Here is an 11,914-nt window from a genome sequence, read left to right on the forward strand (position 1 = left end):
CCTCAACGGCTCTCACGACACGACGAAGAGTGGGAACTTACTTCTGGCCACCGCTGGGGACCGCTATCTGGCCACCAGTGGGGACTTTTCCATGGCCACGGACAAGAGCACGACGCGGCGCAGGCACTGTTGTTCCGCGCCCTTGTCGCTGGCGCTTCGCACTTCACAGACTGGGCAGCCGACCTCATCTTGGAGGGCAGCACTCGGCTGGAGTGTGGCTACCTCTCCGACACGCACTGGCTGTCGCGAGAGCTCGTCCAAGCCATCGCGCCACTCGTGTCTGACGATGTACACGCCCGGCTCGAGGCAGCGCTGCGCGATGTGCGTAACCCTTACGAGCGCCTTCAGTCGTTTGGCTACACCGGCTTCAAGTTCCTCACCGCGCTGGACAGGAGCCGCCTGAGCCCAGTCGGCGTCCGGCGCCTCGGCGAGTATGGGCGCAAGTTCGGCGTCGAGGTGCCGCCAGAACCGCAGGGCATCATCAGCTACACCGTCGTCTCGCCGATCAAGGCCGCTGCGACCGGCAAGATGTCGAACCAGCAGTGGCTGCGTGCCATGAGTCGGCACGACAAGGACGACCGCGACATCGGCAGTTCCGTTGGCGGAGCCCGCGAGCTGGCACAGATGCTGAAGGACAGAACAGCTGAGAACCCGGCGCGCTTCGCAGAGTTGGCTCTACAGATGACCTCAGACTCAAACGAGACCTACCCAAGCGCCATTCTGTGGGGGTTTGGCGAAGCGTCGATCCCGGCCGAGGCGCAACCGGCCGTCTTCGAGGCCATCCGTCACATCATGAGTCTTGGCTTCACGGGCTCCGACCGGTGGCTTGGATGGTCCGTGCGACACGTCGCCGATGAGACGCCACTGGATCTTGTCGAACTCATTCGTGACCGAGCGCTCCACTCTCCCGATCCGGAAGACGACCGACCGGTCTTCACTCGTCGGGACGACGAACGACCCGCTCGTGAACTTCGACAGAACGGTTTCAATACGTCGCGCGGGAGCCTTGCCGAGGGACTTGGTGATCTGCTCGTCGGCGACGTTGACGGACAACGCACGGCCCTTGTAACTGCGCACCTGAACGCGTTGGCAAGTGATCCAGTGCTGAGCGTCCGCTCGTGTGTTGCCCACACCATCGCCGCGTGCCTTCGGCATGATCGGCCGGTAGCCTATGAAGCGTTCGCCCACCTCATCGATGCCGACGACATCCTGCTTGCCTCCAGCCCCGTCAATGACCTGATGCTCTACATCGGAAATGTTGACCCGGATGTGATCGATCCAGTGATCGCTCGGATGCTCGCCGCGTCCGATCCCGAGGTGCAGCGGGCGGCAGGCAGTATGGCTGCGTACGCCGCCATTCAGTGGGAGCGTCCACAACTCATGGAGCGAGCCCTAGCCGGGAATCTCGAAGTTCGCACAGGTGCGGCCGAGGTATGCAGCGCACGGGTGGATCGGGCAGCCGACTCAGTGCTCCTGCTCGCGACACTTCGCAAACTCATGAACGACGAAGAGGAGCAGGTTCGAAAGGCCGTCGGTGAGTTGGCTGGCTACCTCAGGGGCCACAAGCTCGGCGCACTAGCTGACTTCCTCGCTGGCTTGATTGCATCTGAGAGCTACATACACGCCACGCCGCAACTCCTCATCACGCTGCAAGAGGCACCCGACAAGGTTGATGATCTGGTCGACCTCGCAGCGCACCGGTTCCTAGACGTGTTCGGCAGCGATGTGGCCGACATTCGCACAGGAGCGGCCGGCGACGCGCACTACATCTCGGATCTCGTCGTCCGCGGGCTAGCTCAGACGCGCAACAAGCAGCGCATCTCGACGCTCCTCGACATCCTTGATCGATTGCTCGAACTCGGAGTCTACGGAGTCGACCGCGCCATCGAAGGGGCATTCCGACGCTAGCCCAGGTGCCGGCATAGTCGCACTGTCGAACGATTCATCGCCGGACCGCCTCGAGAAGCTGACCGCCATCGCGACCCCGTAACTCACGTCAGATCTGGAGCGCCTGGAGTCCCGCAACATGCTTTGGCAAGCCCTGGACAACCGTGCCCGACGTGCCTGCCAGCACATGCGTCCTTATGGGCGGTGTGCAGTGGCTGTTTGCCGCGGCTCATCGCCTACCTGACGGGGGCAGGCGGCGATCGGTGTCCGGTTTGTACCGCGGATCATCTGCCCTACGAGGTTGGCGTATTGCGGGAAGGGAGCGGCACGACGGCGCGTCGATCGGGATCTCGAGGCGGGACACGATTCGGTAGCGCAGGTCGCGGGCGGGGCTGTCGCCAAGGGGCTTCTCAGCGACCAGGCCGCGGGTGGTGGCGACGACGTCGTGACCCTGCTCGTGGGCATGCTGCAGCATCGCGGCGGTGGCCGGCCAGTCGCCCTGCTCGAGCAGTCGCGGGTCGAGTTCGCGAGCAAAGGTGGCCCACCGGTCGGTCGGGGTCTTGTCGGCCGCGGCCGAGAGGCGTGCGCGGACCTCGCTGCTCTTGTGGAGCTCGGCCAGTGCCGCCTTTCGGGGGTCGGCATCCCAGGTTCTGATGGCGTCGCGCAGGTCACGTCGCCCCTGCAATTGGGGGAGCTGCAGCCGGGCCCGGACCTGGTTGAGGCACGGTTCCCAGGCGCGGCTGGGGCGTGCCGAGATGACCCGCATGGCGGCCAGATGTGCCTCCTCCGGGGCGAGGTTGTCCAGCCGCTCGTTTACCAGTTGGTCACCGAGCGATCGGAAGGCGGGCTGGCCGCTGGCCACCGCGGCAGTGAGTGCGGCGGGTCCGCGCTGGGCGAGCAGGTCGGCGGGGTCGAGGCCGTCGGGGAACCGCGCGAAGCCGGGGTCGAGGCCGTGTGGGGTGAGAGTCCAGAAGTCGCGCTCCGCGGCGATCTGGCCCGCGAGGTCGGCGTCGGTGGCGACGATGGGGTCGTGGCCGACGGCGGCCAGCTGGGCGGCCTGCTCATCGGTCAGGGACGTGCCGAGCGGGGCCACGCCGAGGTAAAGACCGGCGCTCGCCAGCGTGACCGCCACGGCGTCCATCGCGCCCTCGACGATCACTGGGACGGCCCCCTCGGCGAGGAGTTCGTCGACGACACCGAATAGCTGGGCGCCCTTGTGGAACAGCGGGGTGTTGGCGGTGTTGAAGTACTTTGGTCCGGCTTTGTCGTCGTCGGTGAGTTCGGGGCGTCGCCGGCCGACGAAGCCGAGAACTGCCCCCTGGTGGATCACCGGGAACATCACTCGGTCGCGGAACCGGTCGATGAGGCGACCGGTGCTGGCGTTGGTGGCGACGCCGGTGGCGAGCATCTCGGCGTCGCTGACACCGCGGCCGCCCAGGTGGTCGACCAGGTTGGTCCATCCGGCGGGTGCCTGACCGGGACGGAACCGCTCGTCGCCGGCGAGGTCGATGCCAAGCCGTCTAGTGAGGTAGTTGCGGCCCCACGAGTTGGTGAACCGGGCCTCGAAGAAGGCCTGTGCCATGTGGTTGATCTCGAGCATGCGCTCAGGCGAGACGGGGGAGGAGTACCACTCGTCGGCCCGCTGGTACATGACCCCGAGGTCGGCGTCGGTGGGCTCCAGTCGGTCGCCACCGAGGTCGCGGATGTAGGCGGCCAGCGTCAGGTCAAGCTCGACGAGCTGGTCCTCGTCGACGTCGATCAGGTCGCTAGCGACGACGTCGACCACGTGCTCGCCGGCCGTGTGCTCGTCGTACGGGCCGGGCTCCTCGACGAGCGGCCAGTCGGCCCAGTCGGGGTTGGCGGCGTGGCCGACGAGCGTCGCCGAATCCGGCTCGACCCCGTCCCACAGGTCTGCGGGCGGTTCGTCGAAGTGGTACTCGTGCGCGTGCTCGTCGGGAGCGGTCGCCAGCGCGATCGATGTCCGCCAGACCAGCGCCTGGCACTCGTCGACGCCCGCCCAGCCGTCGCTCGGCAGCGCTCGACCGGCGCCGAGCAGGGCCTGGATCTGCCAGCCGCGCTGCACGCCGTGGTCCACGTTCGCGACGAGCGCGGGCCACCAGGTGCTGGCCTGGATGCTCGCGCCGCACTCGGGACCGTACAGATCCGCGAGCTGCGGCGCCCAGTCGGTGGTGACACTCACGCTGTGGGATCCGTCGCCGATCTGGGCGGCAACGGCCGGGGTGAGGTGCCGGGCCATGCGCCACCAAAGCGCGGCCGCGGCGTGCTCATCGGGCAGAGGGCCGGCCGGGTGATCGGGCGCGGCAGCGCTGCGAAGCAGCTCGTGGGCGGTGACGCCCGCGCGGGACATCGCGGCCAGCCGCTCGGCGAGCAACGGGGTGAACTCGTCGTTGCACACCTGCGGGGACAGGGAGTAGAGCAACTGGCGCCATTCCTTGAGCGCCGGCGTGTGGTTGCCGGTGACGGCCCGGTTGAGCCGTCGCTGCCAGGTCGCGGGGGCCTTCTGCAGCTGTGGTGCGCCGGTCGCTCGCCGGTCATCCCCGGGGACCCGCATGGCCGCGCGCCAGACCTCGACGTTGGCGACCGTGGCGGCCTCGGGACGGATACCGTTCTGTGCCCACGCCGGCAGTGCTCCCTGGTCGGTCGCCTGGATTCGGACCTGGTCGGCGAGCTGCTCGACCAGGTGAGCACGCTGGGAGAGGTAGGCGCGCCAGTGCGGGTCCTCGGCCAGACGCGCGGGTATCCCGGGTATCCACGGCAGCGGGCCGGCGCCCGCGTTGCGCAGGCCAGAGGCGTCCAGGCGCCAGTCGAGGACCGCGGCGCGATCGTGCGCGCTCTCAAGCTCCCGGCCGCCGGCGGCCGCCCGAAGCGCGTCGACGGGGTTCTCGCCGGCCGCGCCGAGTAGCAGCAGGTGGGCACGCAAGCTTGGCCAGGCGGCCTCCTCCGAAAGCCCGGGGGCGAGCGTCTCGACTGCGTTGTCCAGGGCGTCGACCACGTTGACCGGGGCGCCGTTGGCGTCCTGGCCGACGTGGTCATGGCGTAGGAGGTCCTCGGCGGCGACGTAGAGGCTGTCGAGGTAGCGCTGTGCGGCCTCGCCGAGCCGGGTAGCGGGGTCGGCCTGTTCGCGCAGCAGGCTGGTCGCGGACCGCTGCGTGTCGTCGCGGGCCAGCATCGACTCGAGGATGTCGGTGGGGGTGAGCGGGCGGACCAGGGTCGGGTGGATCACCGAGTGCGGGTCGCCGTCGCCGACGACCTCGAGGTAGACGTGGTTGGCGTGCGCGCCGCGGGTCATCATCGTGTAGAGCTGCTGACGCGACTCGGTCCCGGTGGCCAGGGCGTGCATGGTGTCGGCGGTGACGCCCTGGGCAGTGTGCACGGTGCACGCGTAGCCGAGCTCGGTGGCCTTGGCGACGTAGTCGCTCGGCAGTCGCACGGCGCGGCAGTGCTGGGTGTGCTGGACGGTCAAGTCGCCGTCGTCGTGGATCTCCAGGACCCTCCAGCGGTCCCCGTTTTTCACCCAGTCGGTGGCCGAGGTGCGCAGCCGCCGGTCGTTCTCGCGGGTGATGATCAGTTCGCCCATCGAGGCCTCGTTGCCGTCGGCGAGGCGCCGCGTCGGGCCCCTGCCGGCCAGTGGAGTGGCGTCGGCCGGGTCGGCCTCGTGTTGTTGGGCCAGGCGGTGGGCTCGGGCCTGCTGGTTCAGTTCGCTAACCAGGTCGCGGGTGGGGGCGAGCATGATCGAGTCCAGCTCGGCGGCGCGGTCGGCCTGCCAGGCGGCGAAGACCTCCTCGGTCATGGTGGCCAGGTCGCCGACGTGGACGCGGTCGCGGTCGAGGTAGAAGCCGAGCGCCTCGGACTTGCCCTCGCGCAGCGCTAGTGAGGCGGCGCCCTCGGCGGGGTCCTTGAACCGGACGAGCTCGGTCAGCTGCAGTGCTCCATGGGTGGCGCGGATGTCGCGTAGCACGCCGCCGGCGCCGATCGCTGAGAGTTGCTGGTCGTCGCCGATCAGGCGGACGCTGCCGCCCCGTTCGAGGATGTAGGAGACCGCCGCGTCCAGCGAGAGGGTGTCGGCCATGCCGGCCTCGTCGATCACGACGAGGGTCGAGGAGTCGATGCTGGATGCCCACGCGGGCATCGCGGCACCGGTTTGCCGGGCCTGCTCGAGGGAGTGGGTGAGCTTGGCCAGGGTGTCGGTCTGAGTGTCGATCTGGGAGCGCAGGGCGTCCGCGGCGGCCGCTGAGGGAGCCAGGCCGACGATGGTTCCGCCGCCGTCGTTCCAGGCGCTGGCCAAGGCGCGCATCGCGGTAGTTTTGCCCGAGCCCGCGGGGGCGATCGCCAGCTGGAGCCGGGCGCCGGAGGTGGCCATCTCCCGCACCATCGTGGCCTGACCGGCGTTGAGGCTGATGCAGTTGGCGGTCGACTCCAGCAACGCCAGCTCTACCGAGGACGCCTCGACGGCATACCCGTCGTGGCGGATGGCTGCGTCAACCAGACGCTGTTCGGCGGCCAGCACCTTGCCCGAGGTGAAGAGGGCGGCCCCGGCCTGGGTGTAGACCGAGGCCCCGTCTGTTCGCCGCAGCTCGGTTGGCTCGGTGATGCTGTCCCAGGGGCGGTTCAGGCTCACCGAGCGGGCATCGAGGACCTCGTTGACCAGCAGGTTGACCACCTGGGAGACCTGGGGGGTGGGCACGTTGGCGGTCCGGATTTGGCGCTGGGCCTCGGCGTAGACGTGCCAGTACTGCCAGGTGCTCCGGGCGCCCTCCATCGTCGCCACGATCCGGGCGGTCGTCTGGGTGAACCACGCTGTATGCACGACTGGGCCGGTGAAGGCGGGGACCGCGCCGGTCGGGTTCAGTGCGCCGTGGATCATCTGCTCGACTCGTTGTGGGGTGCCGAGAACTTCTACGGCCTCGCGGTGCCAGGCCTTGCGCTGCTCGGTCAGCGAGCGGGGCTCGTGTTTGGCATCGCGGGTCTCCAGCGTCGCCTGCTGGGACAGTTGGATGGTTTCGATGGGGGTCGGGGGCCGATCGTGGGTAGCTTGGAACGCGGCGGCGAGGACACGGCGACGGTCCTCGACGTGGACCCGTCGTTTGGAGAACCGGCGGTTCAGACCGGGGTCTACGCCGACGATCTCGCGAACCGGCCGCTTGCGGGCGTCCCCGGTCGACCGCTCCTCGAACCGCACGCCGAGGGCATCGACGAGGTGCCGCTCGAGGGCGGTGTTGTAGGTCTCCGAGGCCGAGACCACGGCCTTATGCAGGGGTCGGCCGTCGATGGCCAGCCACGTGCCATCAAGGCTCTGGACCTTGTTGGCGACGGCAACGTGCGTATGCAGGTCAGGGTCTCCGGCGCGGGAGTCGCGGTGGGTGAAGGCAGTGGCGATCAGTCCGCGGACGTCGACTTGGCGGATGCCGTTGGTGCCCCGGCGGGTGAACAGTGCCTTGGACTCGATGAAGCCCAGGGCGTCCTGGATCGCCGTTTGGTGGGCACGCTCGATCGCCGCGGCGGTCGTCGGGTCGGCGATCGCCCACAGCGCCGAGACGCTCTTGACCGGGGAGAAGGTCAGGTCGTATCCGGCCACGGCGTTGGTCTTGGGGCGGGAGTGCTTGGCGATCGTCGCGGCGAGCTCGCGGGCATCGGCCGGCTCGCGACCGTGCTCGGCGCGGAAGAACTCGGCGGCCACCTCGGTGCGGACATGGGCCCGGTCGGCGGCGGCGACCGGCCAGTCCCCGGGCAGACCGGCGGCCGCGTTGATCGCCGCGATGCGCTGGGCGACCTCGATCCGGAACGGGCTGATGTCGCCTGCGTAGACCTTGTAGGGCGTGCCGAGCCGGACCGCGGCCTTGTAGTCGGCCTCGGTTGGCCGCTCGGCTACAGCGCGGCCGATGCGCAGGTCCAGCTCCTTGGTGTGCTGAGTGGCGAGCGGGTGGTGCCCGGAGCCGAAGAGACTCTGCATGTGGTCGGCGGTGACCACGTCGCCGGCGTCGAGTCCCTCGATGCCCGCCATGCCGGCGCCGAGCCACACGCCGGGGGTCTCGCCCTTCTCGGTGTAGTAGCTCGCCAGGCCGGTGTGGCCCTTGTCGGTGGCGTCCATCGCTGCGACCTGGCGGGTCAGGTAGTCGTACCCCGACCCCGCCGTCAGCTTGTGCAGGCTCATCGTCACGCGCACCTACGTGCGCACCCGCGCGGGTAGCGGTCACGGTCCGAGGCGTTCCTGCGCTGTCCCCGCGACGCAGCGAACCGGGAATGCAAGAGGTGTGTGGCACATGGAAGTTCGCGGATAGCTGGGGGGACGCCGAGGGGTGTACATGACGGCTGGGGGTGTCGAGCCCGGATCCGGCTGGGGGCGCGTGGGGGAGCAGGCTTAGAGGAGCCTGCGGTTCTGTGATCGCTCAGGGTCCGGGGAGTGTCGTAGGTGACTGTCAACGGCCACGTCGACGTGAAGGAAGTCCGGATGACTCAGCAGACAATCAGGCAGCAGGCGCGGCGTGCGGCGCGGGAGATGGCCGGGAAGCGACGCAAGGAGCGTGAGCAGCGGGAGCGTCGGGTGATTGACCTAGTTGAGCGGGTCATGGTCGCGATCAGTGAGCGCGATGCCGCGGTGGCCGAGACCGAAAAGCGTGCCGGTGAGGCGCTGCAGGGGTTGGTTGAGCGCGAGGGCCTGTCGCTGGGTGAGGCCGTCGAGTGGTGCGGCGAGGCGGTGACGTTGCGCGAGGCGGCGCGGCTACGGCGGATGGCCAGTGAGCCCGAGCCCGACGGCGTCCGGGTGCAGGGCGGCACGGTTTCTGGTCTGGAGGTGGGCGACGCTGCGGCGGTCGGTGGTGCTGCGAGTGGAGGAGTGGGTGCCGGTTCGTGAACTGGGTGACGCCGGGCCGCGGTCGCGCTCACCGTGGGTGCGGACCCTAACGCGGCCGAACGCTGGGAAATCGACTCCGAGCGGTGATCGCTGTCGAGCCAGGTGACACCTAGGTGACTGCGGGGCTGTCGTGGTCTCGCACGACCTAGGAGGAAGCCATGTCCGCCGCTGACACCGTTGCCGGCAACCTGAGCAGGTACCCGGAGCTGCACCACACACGGGGCTTCCGCGTGCAGCACGCGCCCCAGGCCGGCTGAGCCAGGAGGTTCGCTCCGATGGATCTCGTCGTGCACTCCCCGGAGGAGCTGCTCGCAGCGGTGCCGCACGTCTTGGGCTTCAAGCCCGAGGAGTCGGTCGTCCTGGTGCCGTTTCGGTCCGGCCTGCCGGTTGCGCGCATCGACCTGCCGCGAACCGCTGCCGATCGGGAGGGTGTTTGGGACGCGCTCAGGGGCCCGTACGGGCGTCACGCCCGCCCTGGTGCTGGTCTGGCCATTGTCTGCATTACCGAGGACAGCCGCAGTGCCGAGCTGGTCAGCCAGCACCTGTCCAGCCGGCTTCAGGACGTCGGTATCACCACCCACATCAGGCTGTGGTCCGATGGTGAGCGATGGCGCGAGTTCAACACCGGCCAAACCGGGCTGCAGTCGCCCTCGACAGCTGAGCGCATCGCGGCCGTGACTGTGTACACGGGTGCCGCTCAGCCAGCCGCCAGTCGAGAGTCCTTGGGCGCTTCGATGGTCGGCGACCGCGAGCCCATCGCCCTGCTGCTCCCCGCGGCTCGAGCCGCAGCCGCGGCCAAGACGCCCGAAGCGGATATGGAGTGGGCGCTGGAGCGGCTTGAGCAGTTTCATGACGACGGTGTCCGGCTCTCCGACATCGAAGGCGCGCGAATGCTCGTGGCCCTGGAGACGATCAGCACGCGGGACGCGCTGTGGGAGGACATGAGCCGGGAAAACTCCGCCGTCCACATGGCACTCTGGACCGACCTCACTCGCCGCGGCCCGGACGAAGTCCGCGCGGCACCGGCCTCCATGCTCGGCTTCGCCAGCTGGCTGCATGGCGACGGCGCCAAGGCCTGGTGCGCGCTCGACCAGGTGCCTGCAGGCCGGCCCTACTCCATGGCCCTCATCGTCGAGTCTGTTGTGCAGAGTGGCATCCACCCCCGGGAGTGGGACCGATACCAGAGCCAGATGTGCGATCTCGCCGCCGAACTGGACGAGTCCTTCGTCCCCAGGTCACCCGGGCAGCAGCGCGATATTCCGGGCAAAGACACCGTCACGGACCGCCCGACCCCGGGGCGTTGAAGAGCCATCGAATGAAGGGCGGCGATTCCGAGGTCCAGTACAGCGCTATGGAGTGGCAGTTGCGACGTTTGGTCGAGGGGGAGCCCGCAGCCAACGCAACAGATCAGCATTTGGACGTCATCCACAAACCCGACCTCGACCTGATGTGGGGAGGGCTTGCCTGACGACCCGAACGCGAGCGCCGATGAGGTCTGGAACACCCCGTTGAGGTCGTCGGTTCGCTGTGGTTCTCTGACTGACTCCGGCACACGGTCTCCCTCATGGATTCTGTGGCGTGCCCACCCCTCGCGGACCCTGACCGGTCGCGTGTCGGACATCCGCGCATCACAGCCCGGGGTCCCGACTGATGATCAGTCGCAGTCCCAGCTCGCGCTGGCCTGGCTACTCGCTCAGGGCGACCACATCGTCCCGATTCCCGGCAGTCGGACTGTCGGGCGCGTCGAGGAGAACCTGGCTGGCCGATCTCGTGATGACACCGGCCGACCTCGAGGCCATCTCGGCCGCGATCGGCGACGGGCCCCGCGGCCTTCGCAACACCGAGGGCGTGATCTGGGACTGAGTCTGCGTCGAGAGGCGCCGGGTGTCGGTCAGGCAGTGTCCCCGAGGCGGGCGAGCACGAACTCGACCACCGGACCCACCTGTGCGGTGACCTCTGCCTCGCTCAGCACGGTGCCGGGATGGCGCAGGGTTAGCACCTGCATGAGCAGGATCCCGTAGACCGCCTGCACGACCAGCGAAACGCTGACGTCCGCTGGTAGCTCGCCGCGGTCCATGGCCCTCTCAACGATGCGGTTGGCGGCGAGGCGGTGGTTGCGGCTGATCTCGTCGTAGAACGGCGCCGTCGGCTGCTCGCCGCCGACGGCGTCGACGGCGATCCGGATCGTGACCCAGCCGGCCGGATCGAGCCAGTAGCGGAGGAGGTTGGCGGCAAGCGCCTCGAGGTCGGTCCGCAGAGTCCCCGTGTCGACGTCCTCGAGGGCCCGTGAGCGTGCGTTGACCGCCGCCGCGAGCAGGGCGTCCTTGTCCGGCCAGCGCCGGTAGATGCTGGATTTCCCTACTCCGGAGCGTCTCGCGCACCCGTTGAGCGTGAAGCCGGCACGCCCGTGTTCGGCGTACTCGAGGAGGGCGGCGTCCATGATCCGGTCGTCCGCGTCGTCCTCGCGTGGGCGGCCGGGGGGACGTCGATGCGCGGGGGTCACGCTCTGATTGAAGCAGTGCCGCCGAGGTAGTGCTCGAGGTGGTGGAGGCTGTCGTCGAGGATGTCGAGCAGCTCGGCGCCCTCGTCGTCCAGCCACACGTCGTACGCCGCGAGGGCGAGCGCGAGGCTCACCCGGCCCGCCAGCTGCGGGGTCAGCGTGTCCGGGTCCACGCCGAGCCGGTCGGCGACGTATCCGGCGATGACCTGCCGCCAGGCGGCGTACTGGTGGACCGAGTGCGCCTGGAGCTCCGGGGTGGTGAGAATCAGGCGCATCCGGGTGCGGTGGCTCGGCTGCGCGTCGGCCGGGAACCGGTTGAAGGCCAGCACCCCGCGGTGCACGGACTCGTGAATCGGCATCTCGGCGGGTGACGTTGCGAGGACCTGTCGGAACTCTTCGAGGGTGCGGGCGAACTGCCCCCACGGGATGTCGTTCTTCGAGGGGTAGTACCGCGAGATGGTGCGGGTGCCGACGCCGACGCGCCGAGCGATCGCCTGGATCGTGGTGGCGGTGAAGCCGTGCAGCTCGAACAGCTCGAAGGCTGCCTGCTCGATCGCGGCGTGTGTGGTGATGACCGGACGTCCGCGCAAGGGAGGCCTTCCTTTTCGGCATCGACTGCCATTAGTCTCCTTAAATAATCGCACTGATTCAACCCT

At 68.8% G+C, this 11,914-nt stretch carries 6 protein-coding genes; 3 read left to right on the plus strand and 3 right to left on the minus strand.

Annotated elements, in window-relative coordinates; genetic code table 11:
• Positions 1-1,908 (plus strand): hypothetical protein (locus tag ACYU7L_RS12200; protein WP_460796879.1); only part of this gene is annotated, 1,908 nt, incomplete at its 5' end.
• A 208-nt stretch (positions 1,909-2,116) separates the two neighbouring features.
• On the opposite strand, the gene mobF is transcribed toward ACYU7L_RS12200, so the two are convergent.
• A complete protein-coding gene (gene mobF, locus ACYU7L_RS12205; RefSeq protein ID WP_460796881.1) occupies positions 2,117-8,059 on the minus strand; it encodes a MobF family relaxase in 5,943 nt (1,980 codons plus the stop codon).
• 258 nt (positions 8,060-8,317) lie between these two features.
• On the opposite strand from mobF, the gene ACYU7L_RS12210 reads away from it, so the two are divergent.
• Positions 8,318-8,758: a hypothetical protein gene (locus ACYU7L_RS12210; protein WP_460796884.1), complete on the plus strand. Its 441-nt coding sequence runs from the start codon at positions 8,318-8,320 to the stop codon at positions 8,756-8,758.
• Positions 8,759-9,033: 275 nt separating this feature from the next.
• Positions 9,034-10,062: a DUF4192 domain-containing protein gene (locus ACYU7L_RS12215; RefSeq protein ID WP_460796886.1), complete on the plus strand. Its 1,029-nt coding sequence runs from the start codon at positions 9,034-9,036 to the stop codon at positions 10,060-10,062.
• A 587-nt stretch (positions 10,063-10,649) separates the two neighbouring features.
• Here the strand turns inward: ACYU7L_RS12215 and ACYU7L_RS12220 are convergent.
• Together ACYU7L_RS12220 and mftR are read right to left on the minus strand one after the other, a co-directional pair.
• Entirely contained in the window at positions 10,650-11,261 is a 612-nt protein-coding gene (locus ACYU7L_RS12220; RefSeq protein ID WP_460796888.1) for a TetR/AcrR family transcriptional regulator, read from the minus strand.
• On the minus strand, positions 11,258-11,848 hold the full coding sequence (mftR, locus tag ACYU7L_RS12225) for a mycofactocin system transcriptional regulator (RefSeq protein ID WP_460796890.1): 591 nt from the start codon (positions 11,846-11,848) through the stop codon (positions 11,258-11,260). The genes ACYU7L_RS12220 and mftR overlap by 4 nt, the downstream gene beginning before the upstream one ends.
• Between the last annotated feature and the right edge of the window lie 66 nt (positions 11,849-11,914).

This window comes from Nocardioides pacificus, from assembly GCF_054775955.1.